The 14,455-nt window shown below is 69.4% G+C and carries 13 protein-coding genes; 5 read left to right on the top strand and 8 right to left on the bottom strand.

The genetic code is table 11. The features are described 5' to 3' along the window. Positions 1-4: 4 nt before the first annotated feature. Positions 5-607 (bottom strand): SMI1/KNR4 family protein, encoded by a 603-nt coding sequence (locus RV986_RS37320; protein WP_475921593.1) that lies wholly within the window; start codon positions 605-607, stop codon positions 5-7. Positions 608-925: 318 nt separating this feature from the next. Further along, positions 926-2,287 (bottom strand): type I glutamate--ammonia ligase, encoded by a 1,362-nt coding sequence (gene glnA, locus RV986_RS37315; RefSeq protein WP_475921592.1) that lies wholly within the window; start codon positions 2,285-2,287, stop codon positions 926-928. Positions 2,288-2,640: 353 nt separating this feature from the next. On the opposite strand from glnA, the gene RV986_RS37310 reads away from it, so the two are divergent. Further along, positions 2,641-3,864 (top strand): globin domain-containing protein, encoded by a 1,224-nt coding sequence (locus RV986_RS37310; RefSeq protein WP_475921591.1) that lies wholly within the window; start codon positions 2,641-2,643, stop codon positions 3,862-3,864. 63 nt (positions 3,865-3,927) lie between these two features. Here the strand turns inward: RV986_RS37310 and RV986_RS37305 are convergent, their stop codons facing one another. Next, on the bottom strand, positions 3,928-4,362 hold the full coding sequence (locus RV986_RS37305) for an RrF2 family transcriptional regulator (RefSeq protein ID WP_475921590.1): 435 nt from the start codon (positions 4,360-4,362) through the stop codon (positions 3,928-3,930). A 162-nt stretch (positions 4,363-4,524) separates the two neighbouring features. On the opposite strand from RV986_RS37305, the gene RV986_RS37300 reads away from it, so the two are divergent. From RV986_RS37300 to RV986_RS37285, 4 genes are all read left to right on the top strand, one after another. Continuing rightward, the gene (locus RV986_RS37300; protein WP_475921589.1) at positions 4,525-5,193 is read left to right on the top strand and encodes a DUF3105 domain-containing protein; all 669 of its coding nucleotides are present in this window, start codon (positions 4,525-4,527) and stop codon (positions 5,191-5,193) included. A 14-nt stretch (positions 5,194-5,207) separates the two neighbouring features. Further along, positions 5,208-5,843: a DUF305 domain-containing protein gene (locus tag RV986_RS37295; RefSeq protein WP_475921588.1), complete on the top strand. Its 636-nt coding sequence runs from the start codon at positions 5,208-5,210 to the stop codon at positions 5,841-5,843. A 488-nt stretch (positions 5,844-6,331) separates the two neighbouring features. Next, positions 6,332-8,242 carry a S53 family peptidase gene (locus tag RV986_RS37290; RefSeq protein ID WP_475921587.1) on the top strand — a complete coding sequence of 637 codons (1,911 nt, stop codon included), beginning with the start codon at positions 6,332-6,334 and terminating at the stop codon, positions 8,240-8,242. Between the two features lie 192 nt (positions 8,243-8,434). Next, on the top strand, positions 8,435-10,189 hold the full coding sequence (locus RV986_RS37285) for an NAD+ synthase (protein WP_475921586.1): 1,755 nt from the start codon (positions 8,435-8,437) through the stop codon (positions 10,187-10,189). A gap of 248 nt (positions 10,190-10,437) precedes the next feature. On the opposite strand, the gene RV986_RS37280 is transcribed toward RV986_RS37285, so the two are convergent. From RV986_RS37280 to RV986_RS37260, 5 genes are all read right to left on the bottom strand, one after another. After that, a complete protein-coding gene (locus tag RV986_RS37280; RefSeq protein ID WP_475921585.1) occupies positions 10,438-10,971 on the bottom strand; it encodes a hypothetical protein in 534 nt (177 codons plus the stop codon). A gap of 42 nt (positions 10,972-11,013) precedes the next feature. Further along, on the bottom strand, positions 11,014-11,559 hold the full coding sequence (locus RV986_RS37275; RefSeq protein WP_475921584.1) for a transposase: 546 nt from the start codon (positions 11,557-11,559) through the stop codon (positions 11,014-11,016). A gap of 74 nt (positions 11,560-11,633) precedes the next feature. Next, a complete protein-coding gene (locus RV986_RS37270) occupies positions 11,634-12,314 on the bottom strand; it encodes a recombinase family protein (RefSeq protein WP_475921583.1) in 681 nt (226 codons plus the stop codon). A gap of 211 nt (positions 12,315-12,525) precedes the next feature. After that, the gene (locus RV986_RS37265) at positions 12,526-13,098 is read right to left on the bottom strand and encodes a hypothetical protein (RefSeq protein ID WP_475921582.1); all 573 of its coding nucleotides are present in this window, start codon (positions 13,096-13,098) and stop codon (positions 12,526-12,528) included. Positions 13,099-13,197: 99 nt separating this feature from the next. Further along, complete coding sequence (locus RV986_RS37260; RefSeq protein ID WP_475921581.1) at positions 13,198-14,256, bottom strand: endonuclease/exonuclease/phosphatase family protein; 1,059 nt, start codon at positions 14,254-14,256, stop codon at positions 13,198-13,200. Between the last annotated feature and the right edge of the window lie 199 nt (positions 14,257-14,455).

Raw genomic sequence — 14,455 nt, 5'->3', positions numbered from 1 at the left:
AGCGCTACATGCCGCGATCCGGGCCGCTCCAGGGCTCCGGACGTTCGCCGGCGGCCATCGGGAGTCGCCGAAGTTGCACCGGCCCGGGATAGAAGGCGGAGCTGTTGGGGCCGGCCATGTCTTCGCCGATCAGATAGCGGTAGAGCCATTCGGCGAAGCTCATCTCATACCGTGACCAGCCGCCTTCCCCGTCCTCGACCAGGAGCCAGGGGACATCGGCTGCGGCGACCAGGAAGACCACCTCACCGCGGTCGGTACTTGCGATCGGCCACAGCCCGTCCCTCGTGCCGAAGCTCAACTCCTTGAGACCGAACAGCAGGCGGGGGTCCTCGTCCGCGTCGAGGTCGGGTGCGTCCCAGGGCACCCGGGACCACGCCATGACCTTGTCCCGCATCCACCCGCCCAGGTTCCACCGCTCGGTCGCGGGGTGGGAAAGGTGCAGGTGATGGTTGAGCTGAACCGGGGCGTACGCGTCGACAAGGATCCGGTAGTCGGGCGGCAGCTGCATCCCGAGTTCCGTATGGAGCCGGTCCCAGGCCGACGGGTCCGCGTAGCGGTTCTGGGCCGGTCCGATCATCGTCATGACGGCGGCCAGATATCCGGTCATGGAGCACCTCGGTCATCTCTACGGCGTCCGCACACCTACGCTCGGCGGCGGACGACCGGGGTTTCGTGTGTCCGGAGCCCGAGGAACGCCTCGCCACGACCACACGACCACACGACCGCCCAGAGCGGCTTTGACTGGTTCAGGTCGAGTGCGGCGACGGGCCCGGCAGACGTGGACACCGGTTCGGCGCCCGACCGGCACGGAGACGGCCCCGGGCCGGCAAGACGCCGGAGGGCCGACGGTTCGCGACCGTCGGCCCCACCTGCCATGCTCCTGAGAAACCCGCGCTGACCTGCTCTGACCTGCGCTGACCTGCGCCTACAGCACCGGCAGGTTCTTGCGGAGCTCGAACGCCGTCACCTCGGAGCGGTACTCCTCCCACTCCTGCTTCTTGTTGCGGAGGAAGAAGTCGAAGACGTGTTCGCCGAGGGTCTCGGCGGCCAGTTCGCTGCGCTGCATGAGGGCGAGGGCCTCGCCGAGGTTCTGGGGCAGGGGCTCGATGCCCATGGCGCGGCGCTCGGCGTCGGAGAGGGCCCAGACGTCGTCGTCGGCGCCCGGCGGGAGCTCGTAGCCCTCCTCGATGCCCTTGAGGCCGGCGGCGAGGAGAAGGGCGTAGGCCAGGTAGGGGTTCGCGCCCGAGTCGATGGAGCGGACCTCGACGCGCGCCGAGCCGGTCTTGCCGGGCTTGTACATCGGGACGCGGACGAGCGCGGAGCGGTTGTTGTGGCCCCAGCAGATGTACGAGGGTGCCTCGCCGCCGGCGCCCGCGGTGCGCTCCGAGCCGCCCCAGATGCGCTTGTAGGAGTTGACCCACTGGTTGGTGACGGCGGAGATCTCCGCCGCGTGCTTGAGCAGGCCCGCGATGAAGGAGCGGCCGACCTTGGAGAGCTGGTACTCCGAGCCGGACTCGTAGAAGGCATTGCGGTCGCCCTCGAAGAGGGAGAGGTGGGTGTGCATGCCGCTGCCCGGGTGCTCCGAGAAGGGCTTGGGCATGAACGTCGCCTGGACGCCCTGCTCCAGCGCGACCTGCTTCATGACCAGGCGGAAGGTCATGATGTTGTCGGCCGTGGAGAGCGCGTCGGCGTAGCGGAGGTCGATCTCCTGCTGGCCGGGGGCGCCCTCGTGGTGGGAGAACTCGACCGAGATGCCCATCGACTCCAGCATGGTGATCGCCTGGCGGCGGAAGTCCATGCCCACGTTCTGCGGGGTGTGGTCGAAGTAACCGGAGTTGTCGGCGGGCGTGGGGCGCGAGCCGTCCAGCGGGCGGTCCTTCAGCAGGAAGAACTCGATCTCGGGGTGGGTGTAGAAGGTGAAGCCCAGGTCGGAGGTCTTCGCGAGGGCGCGCTTGAGGACGTAGCGCGGGTCCGCGAAGGACGGGGAGCCGTCCGGCATCAGGATGTCGCAGAACATACGGGCCGTGCCGGGGGCCTCCGCACGCCACGGCAGCACCTGGAACGTCGACGGGTCCGGCTTGGCGATCATGTCGGACTCGTACACGCGGGCGAAGCCCTCGATGGCCGAGCCGTCGAAGCCGATGCCCTCGTCGAAGGCCTGCTCCAGCTCGGCCGGGGCCACGGCCACCGACTTGAGGAAGCCCAGCACGTCCGTGAACCACAGCCGAACGAACCGGATGTCCCGCTCCTCCAGTGTCCGGAGCACGAACTCCTGCTGCTTGTCCATCTTCCGCTTCCACCCATCCTTGCTGGTCAGGCCGCCTGCTCCCACGCCTCGGGGACGGTCGGGGCACCTGAGCATCCCACCACAACACCATTTCATGCGCGTTGCGGACCATGATCGCCCGGGCGACCACGGGCTGAACGCCTCGCGTACGGCAGGTGTCCTGCTCTGCTGCCCATACTGCCTGCTCACCCGCCTCTCCGTAATGGCCGACCCCGACACTCTCTCCGCATCTCTCCCTGCGAGATCTCCCCCTGCGGGCTTTAATTTGCATTTCAGATGCAAGTTTTACTACCGTGCGGGGCAGACGCCGGGATCGCAACGCCCGTTCCCGCCCTGGCATTCGAGGAGTCCTGATGCTGTCCGAGCAGTCCACCGCCACCGTGCGGGCCACCCTCCCCGCCGTCGGCGCGGCCATCGGCGAGATCGCCGAGCGCTTCTACGCGAGGCTCTTCGCCGCTCACCCCGAACTGCTGCGCAACCTGTTCAACCGCGGCAACCAGGCCTCCGGCACCCAGCGGCAGGCCCTGGCGGGATCCATCGCCGCCTTCGCCGCCCACCTCGTCGAACGGCCGGACGAGCGCCCCGACGTGCTGCTGAACCGCATCGCGCACAAGCACGCCTCCCTGGGGATCGCGCCCGAGCAGTACCGGATCGTGCACGAGCACCTCTTCGCCGCCATCGCCGAGGTCCTCGGCGACGCCGTCACCCCCGAGGTCGCGGCCGCCTGGGACGAGGTCTACTGGCTGATGGCGAACGCCCTCATCGACATCGAGCGACGGCTGACCGCGCAGCACAGCGACAACAGCGGCGACAACGGCATCAGCAGCGGCAGCGGGGGGTGGCGGGTCTGGGAGGTCACGGACCGCGTCGAGGAGACCGCCGACGTGGCCACCTTCCGGCTGCGTCCGGCCGACGGCGGACCGCTGCCGCGCTTCCGGGCCGGCCAGTACGTGTCGGTCCGCGTCGAGCTGCCGGACGGCGCCCACCAGATACGCCAGTACAGCCTCTCCAGCGCCCCCGGCTCCCCCGTACGGCAGATCAGCGTCAAGCGGGTGTACGACGACGTGAGCCCCGACGGCGAGGTCTCCAACCACCTCCACGCTCAGGTGCACGTGGGCAGCGGGCTTGAGCTCTCCGCGCCGTACGGCGATCTGGTGCTCGACGACACGGACGCCCGGGACACCCCGGTGCTGCTCGCCTCCGCCGGTATCGGCGTCACCCCGATGATCGCCATGCTGGAGCAGCTCGCGCTCACCGGACACCGCGCCCCGGTCACCGTCGTGCACGCCGACCGCTCCCCCGCCGACCACGCGCTGCGCGCCGAGCACGAAGCGTACGCGGGGAAGCTCGCCGACGCGGCGGTCCACTTCTGGTACGAGCGGGACGCCGAGGGGGCGGGCCGCCCCGGACGCACGGACCTCTCCTCCGTACCCGTCGCGTCGGGCACCCGCGCGTACCTGTGCGGTCCGCTGCCCTTCATGCGCGCGGTGCGCGGCCAGCTCATCGACAAGGGCGTGGCCCCCGCCGACATCCACTACGAGGTGTTCGGCCCCGACCTCTGGCTCGCGCGGAGCTGAGCGCCAGGAGAGAGACGCGGGGCCGAGGCCGGGCCGGATCCTGTCGGCCTAGGGCCTGCTGGCCTAGGGCCTACTGGAGATGCCGAGCAGCAGCGGGCCGGTCGGCGCGGCGACGACGTCCGCCACGGTCAGCGGGTCCAGCGAGGCGAAGAAGGCCTCCTGGGCCTGGCGCAGCGCGACCCGCAGCCGGCACCCGGAGCGCAGCGGGCAGGGCGCGGATCCCTCGCAGTCGACGACGTCGCCGTCCCCCTCGAAGGTCCGGACGACCGTGCCCACCGAGGCCGTACGGCCGGCTTCCGTGAGCGCGAGGCCGCCGCCCCGGCCCCGGCGGGCCGCGAGCAGTCCGAGGTGCTGGAGCTCGGCCACGACCTTCGCGGCATGGGTGTAGGGGACCTCCATGTCCGCCGCGACCTCCCGGGTCGTGGGGGACGACTCACCCGCGACGGCGAGCCGCATCAGAACGCGCAGAGCCAGGTCGGTGGAACGCAGCAGCCTCATACAGGCAGCGTAGATAATACGCATCTGCGATTCAAATTACCTGTGCGGGAGCCTGTCCCAGGGTGTCTCCTTTGGACATTCTGTGACCTCCCTGCGTACTGACCACCCCCGCCGCATTACGATCAGGAGACCCGACCGTCCCATCCCCCATAAGGACTCGCCATGGGTTCCGCCAAGAACGCCACCTCCGCGCAGCGCAAGGCGCGCATAGAAGAGATGCGCAAGGCCGAGCGCGCCCGTGAACGCCGTACCCGGATCCTCACGATCGCGGCCAGTACGGTCGTCGTCGCCGGTCTGGTGGTCGGCGGCGTGGTCCTGGTCAAGTCGCAGTCGGACGACAAGAGCACCACCGCGAGCGACTCGAAGGGCGGCTCGGGGCACTTCGTCGCGGGCACGGACGGTGTGCAGACGTGGTCGGGGACCCTGTCCCGCAACCACGTCAGCAAGACCGTGAAGTACCCGATGGAGCCCCCGGTCGGCGGTGACCACAACCAGGTGTGGATGAACTGCAACGGCGACGTCTACGGCAAGGCGATCAACAACATGAACGCCGTGCACTCGCTGGAGCACGGCGCGGTGTGGGTGACGTACAACAGCAAGGCCTCGGACGCCGATGTGAAGGCGCTGGAGGCGAAGGTCAAGAAGACCCCGTACACCCTGATGAGCCCCGTCGCGGACCAGAAGGGCCCGATCATGCTCAGCGCGTGGGGCAAGCAGCGCACGGTGACGAGCGCGAGCGACCCGAACGTCGACAAGTTCTTCTCGGAGTTCGTGCAGGGCAAGCAGACGCCCGAGCCGGGTGCCGCCTGCACCAACGGCCTGTCACAGTGAGCCGGACGCGGCAGATGCGACAGATGGGCTGGATCGCGGGGACCACGGCGGCGGTGCTCGTGGCGGCCGGGGCGATCACCTACGCGGTGGCCGAGAGCGACGACTCGGGGGCCTCGGGGACGAAGCCGCCGCCCGTCGCCTCCGCGGACGCGGGCTTCGCGCGCGACATGGCCGTCCATCACCAGCAGGCCGTCGAGATGTCGTACATCGTGCGCGACCGCACGGACAACGAGCAGGTACGGCGGCTCGCGTACGACATCGCGCAGACGCAGGCCAATCAGCGCGGCATGCTGCTGGGCTGGCTCGATCTGTGGGAGCTGCCCAAGGTGTCCGCGGACGCGCCCATGACGTGGATGGGCATGGGGGACATGGCCTCCGGCAAGGACGGCGCGCTGATGCCCGGCATGGCGACCAACACCGAGCTGAAGAAGCTGAACACGCTGAGCGGCAAGCAGGCGGAGATCTTCTACCTGCAGTTGATGACCGACCACCACAAGGGCGGCATCCACATGGCCGAGGGCTGTGTCGCCAAGTGCACGGTCGGCGTGGAGAAGAACCTCGCCCAGGGCATGGTCGACGCGCAGCAGTCGGAGATCAAGCTGATGGCGGACATGCTCAAGGAGCGGGGCGCGAAGGCCCGCGAGCAGTAGGTCAGCAGGGCAGTAGGACAGGGAGACAGGGGGCGGAGTCGCCGCCCCCTCCGCCCCCTCCGCCGGACGGTCAACTACGCCGTTCCGAGCCGCACTTCCGCTTCCCGCCCTCGGTATCGGTCGCTTCCCGCCCTCGGTATCGGTCGCTTCCCGCCCTCGGTACCGGCCTGCGGCCGGATGTCGCGATGCGCTCACGGAAGACGGAAAGCCCTTCACAAGCCGGTGAGGGTTATCCCTATGGTCCGGTTCGAGGGTGCCGCCAAACCACCCCAAATGCCTTCTATTCACGGCCACTTGGGGTTTCCTTGGCCTTCTCATTCCCCTCGCATGAACGGTTCATCGCAAGAGTGACCCCAGCGTGATCCATTCCCTGTGTCCTCAATTCCGGCACACGGTCTCGCACATCACGGACGACCACACATGCGACGAACCACATCGCAGGGGGTTTTATGAGATCCAATCGCGCCACGGTGCGCGCCGGAATAAGCATGGCAGCGACACTGCCGCTGCTCGCCGGCGCGCTGGCGCTCGGTATACCCACGGCCAACGCCGCGGACGGCCCGAGCCGGGACACCCTCGCGGGCACCAAGCCCACGTGGGCCACGGCGACCGCGGACAAGGGGGCCGCGTCCGACAGCTCCCAGGTCTCCGCCCGGGTCTACCTGGCCGGCCGGGACGCCGCCGGTCTGGCCGCCTACGCCAAGGCCGTGTCCGACCCGAACTCGGCCTCGTACGGCAAGTACCTCAGCGCCCAGCAGACGCAGGCCCGGTTCGGCGCCACCAAGGCGCAGGTCGCCGCGGTGACCTCGTGGCTGAAGTCGGCGGGCCTGAAGGTCACCGGCACCACGCAGCACTACGTCTCCGTCACCGGTGACGTGGCCGCCGCCGAGAAGGCGTTCGGCACCCAGCTGCACAACTACGCCAAGGGTAAGAAGACCTACCGGGCGGCGTCGAAGACGGCCTCCGCGCCGGCCGCCCTGAACGGCGCCGTCCTGACCGTCACCGGCCTGGACAACGCCCCGCACAAGGCGACGCACGACGACACCCTGCCGCCCCCGGACGCGGTGTTCAAGAACGCCGGACCGTTCTCCTCGTACTACGGCTCCAACACCGCGAGCACACTGCCGAGCGCGTACGGCAAGAAGATCCCGTACGCGGTCCAGGGGTACACGGGCAAGCAGCTGCGCGCCGCCTACAGCGCGGGCAAGCGCACCGGCAAGGGGGTGCGGGTCGCCATCACCGACGCGTACGCCTCGCCGACCATCGCGTTCGACGCGGGCACGTACGCCAAGAAGCACGGTGACGCGGCGTACAACAGCAGCCAGCTGCGTCAGGTGCTGCCCGGCACCTACACGAAGACCGAGGAGTGCGGCGCGGCCGGCTGGTACGGCGAGGAGACCCTCGACGTCGAGGCCGTGCACGCCGTCGCGCCGGGTGCGAGCATCACCTACGTGGGTGCCGCCTCCTGCTACGACGACGATCTGCTCGACTCGCTCAACAAGATCGTCGACGGGCACCTGGCCGACATCGTCTCCAACTCGTGGGGCGACATCGAGGCCAACGAGACGCCCGACGTCGCGGCCGCCTACGACCAGGTCTTCCAGTTCGGCGCGGTCGAGGGCATCGGCTTCTACTTCTCCTCCGGCGACAACGGCGACGAGGTCGCCAACACCGGTACGAAGCAGGTCGACACCCCGGCCAACTCGGCGTGGGTGACGGCGGTCGGCGGTACCTCGCTGGCGGTCGGCAAGGGTGACAAGTACCAGTTCGAGACCGGCTGGGGCACCGAGAAGGCCTCGCTCGCGGCCGACGGCAAGAGCTGGACCGGCTTCCCGGGCGCGTTCACCTCGGGCGCAGGCGGCGGCACCAGCAAGACCGTGGCGCAGCCCTTCTACCAGAAGGGTGTCGTGCCCGGCGCGCTCGCCAAGGCCAACGGCACGACGGCCATGCGCACCGTGCCGGACATCGCGGCGGTCGCCGACCCCAACACCGGTTTCAAGGTCGGCCAGACGCAGACCTTCCCGGACGGGTCCCAGCAGTACAGCGAGTACCGGATCGGCGGCACCTCGCTCGCCGCGCCGGTGATCGCGGCCGTCCAGGCCCTGGCCCAGGAGGCGCGCGGCGGCAAGGCGATCGGTTTCGCCAACCCGTCGATCTACGCGAAGTACGGTTCGAAGGCCTACCACGACGTGACGGACAACCCCACGGGCTCCGGGCTCGCCGTGGCACGCGTGGACTTCGCCAACTCCTTCGACGCGTCGGACGGTCTGCTGACCTCCGTGCGCAGCCTCGGCAAGGACAGCTCGCTGTCGGCCGTACGCGGCTACGACGACGTCACCGGAGTGGGTACGCCCGCCGCCGGCTATGTCGAGTCGTACCGCACACACCGCGGTCACTGACGGTCCCCGTCCGCATCGCCGCCGCGCCCGCCCCTCGTCGAGGGGCGGGCGTCGGTGTTTCCGGGCGGGTGCCGTACGACTGTGGCCGACGCCCGGTACGCCGTACGACTGTGGCCGGCGCCCGGTACGGGGTGTCCGCACGTGGGGCGCCCCACACCCCATTGTGTCGCTCTGACGATTACACTGGCTCCCGTGCCTCAACTACGCCTCGCCCTGAATCAGATCGACTCGACCGTCGGCGATCTCGCCGCCAACGCCGAGGCGATCGTCCGTTGGACCCGGCACTCCGCCGAGCAGGGAGCCCATCTGGTGGCGTTCCCCGAGATGGTGCTGACCGGGTATCCCGTCGAGGACCTGGCCCTGCGGTCGTCCTTCGTGGAGGCCTCCCGCGCGGCGCTGCGCGGGCTGGCCGCACGGCTGGCCGAGGAGGGCTTCGGAGAGCTGCCGGTGGTCGTCGGCTACCTCGACCGGTCCGAGACCGCCCAGCCGAAGTACGGCCAGCCGGCCGGCGCCCCGCAGAACGCCGCCGCCGTGCTGCACGGGGGCCGGGTGGCGCTGACCTTCGCCAAGCACCACCTCCCGAACTACGGCGTGTTCGACGAGTTCCGCTACTTCGTGCCCGGCGACACCATGCCGGTCGTGCGGGTGCACGGGGTCGACGTGGCCCTCGCCATCTGCGAGGACCTCTGGCAGGACGGCGGGCGCGTACCGGCGGCCCGGTCCGCCGGGGCCGGGCTGCTGCTGTCCATCAACGCCTCCCCCTATGAGCGCGACAAGGACGACACCCGCCTCGAACTGGTGCGCAAGCGGGCCCAGGAGGCCGGCTGCACCACCGCCTACCTCGCCATGATCGGCGGGCAGGACGAGCTGGTCTTCGACGGGGACTCCATCGTGGTCGACCGGGACGGCGAGGTCGTCGCGCGGGCGCCGCAGTTCGCGGAGGGGTGCGTCGTACTGGACCTGGAGCTGCCGGCGGGCGCCGCCGAGCCGGTGACGGGTGTCGTCGACGACGGGCTGCGGATCGAGCGGCTGGTGCTGTCGGAGGAACCGCTGCCCACGTACGAGGCGGAGCTCGCCGGAGGGTACGCGGAGCGGCTCGACGCCGACGAGGAGGTCTACTCGGCGCTGGTCGTCGGCCTGCGGGCGTATGTCGCGAAGAACGGCTTCCGGTCCGTGCTGATCGGACTGTCCGGCGGGATCGACTCGGCGCTGGTCGCCGCGATCGCGTGCGACGCGCTGGGCGCGCAGAACGTGTACGGCGTCTCGATGCCGTCGAAGTACTCCTCCGACCACTCCAAGGGGGACGCGGCGGAGCTGGCGCGGCGTACGGGGCTGAACTTCCGGACCGTGTCGATCGAGCCGATGTTCGACGCGTACATGTCCTCGCTGGGGCTGACGGGACTGGCCGAGGAGAACCTCCAGTCGCGCCTGCGGGGCACGATGCTGATGGCCGTCTCCAACCAGGAGGGGCACATCGTGCTGGCGCCCGGGAACAAGTCCGAGCTGGCGGTGGGGTACTCGACGCTGTACGGGGACTCGGTGGGCGCGTACGGGCCCATCAAGGACGTGTACAAGACGTCGATCTTCCGGCTGGCGGAGTGGCGCAACCGGGCGGCGGCCGAGCGGGGGCAGACCCCGCCGATCCCCGAGAGTTCGATCACCAAGCCGCCGAGCGCGGAGCTCCGTCCCGACCAGGTCGACACGGACTCCCTCCCCGACTACCCCGTGCTGGACGCGATCCTTGAGCGGTATGTGGACCGGGACGAGGGGGCGGACGGGATCGTCGCGGCGGGCTTCGACCGGGAGCTGGTCGTAAAGACCCTGCGGATGGTGGACACCGCGGAGTACAAGCGGCGGCAGTACCCGCCGGGCACCAAGATCTCCGCCAAGGGGTTCGGCAAGGACCGGCGGCTTCCGATCACCAATCGGTGGCGCGAGCACGCGTGACGCCGTGGGGGCGGGGTGAGGTTTTCGCCCCCGCCTGCGGGCCGTGGGGGCCGGTCGCTCAGGTCCCTGCGCCCCTTGGGCGCGGCTTCCTGTTGGGGGTCCAGCCAAGGTGAGCCCAAAAGCCGCCACGGGGTGATCTCGATGAATCAGCAGTGCAGCTCGGCGGAGTCGTGCTCGTCTTCCTGAATGGCCAGGGGCCGCGGCCGGTGTCCGGCGCACGGCCTCTGGGCGGTGCAGGGTGACCGGGGTCAGTCGATGTCGGTGCCCGTCTCCGGAGCCTTTCGGGCGTTGTTCCTGAGGTTAGCGAAAGGCAGAGCTCCGCCGTGGAGTTCTTTGAACTCGTCGATCAGGTCCTGCTCAGCCTCACCCGCGTCGCCCTCGGGCAACGGCCGCCAGGCGACGAGCAGTGCGTCCGAGTCGACCAGCTGCCAGATGTAGCGACCGCCCCAGTGGCCGGCCAGCAGACCGGTGCCGTGGCGGCGGTAGTCGGCAAGCCGCTGATTCAGTCCGTCCTGGCCCGCGGCCTTGCCGATGTACACGACCGTCGACCCGTCCACCCAGGCATCGCCGAGCTTGTCGGCCGTCACGGACGGGTCGCGGCCTTTGAGGTGTCCGGCAGGGCTGGCGGGGAGAAACGACGGGGGCGAGGCGTCCGGGCGGATCACCACGTAGATTCCGTGCCCGCTGGGGACGTTGCTGTCAGGCAGTTCACGGAACGGCACGAAGCCGCAGAAGCCGCGTTCCGTCAGGGTCTTCTGCGTCAGCTCTGGTGTCGGGCTCATGCCAGGCATCGTGGCAGGCACATCTGACAATCCTCGGCCAGTTTATGCAAGCTCCGAGTGACGTTCGGGGTCCAGGGCCAGTTCCGAGATCAGCCCGCCCCTGATCTTCAGGGGCGGGACCTTGCTCGCGTCCCGGAAGACAGGTACGCCGTCTTCGTCGGCGAGTCGCTCCATGATCCGCTCCCAGGTCCCGTTCTTCTCCCACCGCTTCCAGTAGGTCTTGACCGACTCGTGAGCGCCGTACTCCTCGGGGAGTTCGGGCCAGCGACACCCCGTACGGGCCTTGTGCAGCAGCCCCGACAGGATCTGTCGGGCCGTGAGCTTGCGATAGGCGCGGTCCTCGGCGATGTCCTTGGCCTTCGCCCACGCCTCGTCGGTCAGATGGGGCACGGTGCGCCCCGTATCGACGAACCACTTCGTCAGGGAGCAGGGAGACCCGGCCCGGCCGGCTGCCGGGTTGGCCTTCACCGTGACCTTGATGTCCAGTACGGCGAGAAAGGTGGCCTGCTGGGCTGCGTCCAGACCGCCCAGGCGGTCCTGGGCGGTCTCTGCCAGGGCTCGCAGGCTCTGTACTCGCTGGTCGATCACCTGAGCCTCTCTCTGCCAGGCTTCGGCCTCCGCCCGCATCCTCTCCAGGTCGGTCAGCTTCTCTTCCAGCGGGGCTACGGCCTTCCCGGCCGCCTTCTGATCCGGCGAAGCACGGCTGCTTCGCCGCCTTCGCCCTCGTCGACAACGAGGCGGGAATCACCCTTCTTGCCCTGGTTTTCGATGCGGTAGCCGTAGCGGACCTTCCCGCCGGTATATCCGCCTTCCTCGGCCTTCTCCTGGATACCGCCCTGCGTGCGGTCGCGGATATTGATCAGCTCGTCCTCTGCGCGGTCGGCCGCCTTGCGCATGCGAGACCGGCCTTCGTCAGTGGTGTTGTCATAGTCGCCCTTGACAACGGCCGTGAAGACGCCCAGGTCTTCCAGCTCCCACACCCAGGGCCAAAAGGCCCTGCCCTTGCGTCCGATGGCGCGGTCTTCCTGAACGACTACCACATCGAAGGGGCGGGGGGTCTGGCGCGCCAGCGCCATCAGCTGCCGCAGGCCGGGCCGACGGTCGGCTTCCAGGCTTCCGCTGAATCCCCCGTCCGCGAAGACGTCGACCAGGGCCCAGGCCTTCTTGGCGATGTGCTTCACCACGCGCTTGCCGGTGTAGGTAATGCCGTAGCCCTTCTTCTGGTCCTCGGTGGAAACCCGGAGATAGGCGACGGCGCGCAGTCGGCCGGGGTCGGCCGTCTTCAGTACGGCCTCGATGGCCAGTAAGAGCTTGGTCTTCTCGTCCGTGAGAACCTGGTCCATGTCAGTCCCTTCGCGACTGGCCGAACCCCGGGGCATTCGGAGTGTCGCCGGGGTCGTTCGTCCGGCGCATTATGGCCGCCTGATCGTCCGCCCATGGGGCGAAGAGGGTGTCCAACACCCATGCGAGTGCTGCCGGATTGGGCGTTTCACGCACGGGCCAGGTGATTCGACCCGCGGCGCTGGGTCGTCCTCGAAGCGCTTTCGTAGCCATTCACCGGCCTTGTCGGCCGGCACGGCGCTGCCGTCCTGCATGGTGCTCCTGGTGTCCTGCCACGGGGCGGCACTGGTGTACCTCTGCCTCTGGATCATGCAGAGGGCAATGCCGCTGGCAGGCGAGTCCGCACCAGCGGCACGTGCCAGCATCCTGGAGACCGCAGGCGCAGACCGGCCCGAAGTGCGGGGAGCGGCTCTCGGCGACGGCCTGGGCGATGCCCTCGGCGGGAGCCTGGCCCCGGAGGAAGTCCCCGGCGTCCCGGCCGGTCCGGAACGCCGGGGCCGGCATGAAGCGGCCCTTGCTGGTGCCCGTCTTGGTGTCCCAGGCCAGGTGCCGGCCGGCCTCGCGGGCGGCGGTACCGCCCTGTATGGCGGTCAGGAACTTCACCTCGGTGTCCGAGCCCCGGGCACGGAAAGGCCCCAGGACCACCGCGTGAACGGGTTCCCGGGGCCTGTACCGGATCTGTCCGACCACCGCGATGCGGTGGGTTGCGGATCTCGTGTCGTCGATCCTGTCGGCGATGCGGGCCGGGATGCCCCCGGCCTTCTCGCCCTCCACCGACTCGACCATCTGTCGGGCGATGCGGTCGACCTCATCCGCCCTTATCTGCTTGACGTAGCTGTAAGTTCAGCCATGAACAAAGTCTTGCGGGCCCAGTATTCCAGGAGGTTAAGATCCGGTTGCCGCGACCTTGACACGCGCCGCGATCGGGAGATGGTCGCTGCCGGTCCTGGGCAGGGTCCACGAAGTCACCGGCTCGATGCCCTTGACCATGATCTGGTCGATGCGGGCCATCGGGAACGAGGCCGGCCAGCTGAACCCGAAGCCGCTGCCCGCCGCGCCCTGCGTGGAGCGCATCTGCGAGGTGACGGCGTTGAGCGCGCGGTCGTTCATGGTGCCGTTGAGGTCACCGAGCAGGACGACCTTCGTCAGCGACTCGTCGGCGATGGCCTCGCCCAGCGCGTCGGCGCTCCGGTCGCGCTGGCGGGCGGTGAACCCGGCCTTCACCTTCACCCGCACCGAGGGCATGTGGGCGACGTACACCGCGACCTGGCCGTCCGAGGTCGTCACCGTCGACCGCATGGCGCGCGTCCAGCCCAGCTTGATGTCCACCGGCTTCGTGCCGCTCAGCGGGTACTTGCTCCACAGCCCGACGGTGCCCTGCACGGAGTGGTACGGATACGTCGGGGCGAGCGCCTTCTCGTAGGTCGGGACGGCGGTGGCCGTCAGCTCCTCCAGGGCCAGCACGTCCGCGCCGGACGCGGCCACCTCACGGGCGGTGCCGGACGGGTCCGGGTTCTCCGCGTTGACGTTGTGCGTGGCGACGGTCAGGTCGCCGCCGCCGCCGGTCTTGTCGGTGAGCAGTCCGCCGAAGAGGTTGAGCCAGACGATCGCGGGCAGCAGCACGGCGATCAGGGCGCTCGCGGACTTCCGTACGAAGGCGAGGACCAGCAGGACCGGGACGAGCAGGCCGATCCACGGCAGGAACGTCTCCGTGAGACTGCCGAGGTTGCCGATCTTGTTGGGGATCTGCGCGTGCAGCAGCATCACCAGGGCGAGGAGCAGCGCCAGCGCGGCGAGGATCAGGCCACGGCGCCAGATGCCGCGGTCGGCGCGCCACTCGCCCGGCAGACGCCGCAGTCTGTCCAGCAGGCGCCGAAGCCGGGGACCTCGGCGCTCGGGCCCCGAGCCGCCGCTGCCCGTCTCCGTCACATACGCCTGCGCCATACCGTCGCCTCACAACTTGCCGTGCACACCGTCAGCCCCGCGGTTACGACCCTAGGGGATGATCGGCACCATTCCTGCCGTCCCATGACGGCCGTACGGGCACGAGGACGAACAACTCGGCGTTCGGAGTTCCGATTACAGGGACGGAACGCGCCCTCTGTGACGAAACGCGCACATTCGACCCACCCGCCGACCAGGT

This window comes from Streptomyces sp. RLA012 (assembly GCF_056270325.1).
Note: the sequence above shows the minus strand (reverse complement) of the source record. Positions and strands in the feature narration are given on the sequence as shown.

What these genes read in the sequence shown, in the direction of transcription:
- RV986_RS37295 (WP_475921588.1), top strand. Translation starts at nt 5,208, where the DNA reads ATGCGACAGATGGGCTGGATCGCGGGGACCACGGCGGCGGTGCTCGTG.
- RV986_RS37305 (WP_475921590.1), bottom strand. Translation starts at nt 4,362, where the DNA reads ATGAGGCTGCTGCGTTCCACCGACCTGGCTCTGCGCGTTCTGATGCGG.
- glnA (WP_475921592.1), bottom strand. Translation starts at nt 2,287, where the DNA reads ATGGACAAGCAGCAGGAGTTCGTGCTCCGGACACTGGAGGAGCGGGAC.
- RV986_RS37320 (WP_475921593.1), bottom strand. Translation starts at nt 607, where the DNA reads ATGACCGGATATCTGGCCGCCGTCATGACGATGATCGGACCGGCCCAG.
- RV986_RS37280 (WP_475921585.1), bottom strand. Translation starts at nt 10,971, where the DNA reads ATGAGCCCGACACCAGAGCTGACGCAGAAGACCCTGACGGAACGCGGC.
- RV986_RS37290 (WP_475921587.1), top strand. Translation starts at nt 6,332, where the DNA reads ATGGCAGCGACACTGCCGCTGCTCGCCGGCGCGCTGGCGCTCGGTATA.
- RV986_RS37310 (WP_475921591.1), top strand. Translation starts at nt 2,641, where the DNA reads ATGCTGTCCGAGCAGTCCACCGCCACCGTGCGGGCCACCCTCCCCGCC.
- RV986_RS37270 (WP_475921583.1), bottom strand. Translation starts at nt 12,314, where the DNA reads ATGGACCAGGTTCTCACGGACGAGAAGACCAAGCTCTTACTGGCCATC.
- RV986_RS37260 (WP_475921581.1), bottom strand. Translation starts at nt 14,256, where the DNA reads ATGGCGCAGGCGTATGTGACGGAGACGGGCAGCGGCGGCTCGGGGCCC.
- RV986_RS37300 (WP_475921589.1), top strand. Translation starts at nt 4,525, where the DNA reads ATGGGTTCCGCCAAGAACGCCACCTCCGCGCAGCGCAAGGCGCGCATA.
- RV986_RS37265 (WP_475921582.1), bottom strand. Translation starts at nt 13,098, where the DNA reads ATGGTCGAGTCGGTGGAGGGCGAGAAGGCCGGGGGCATCCCGGCCCGC.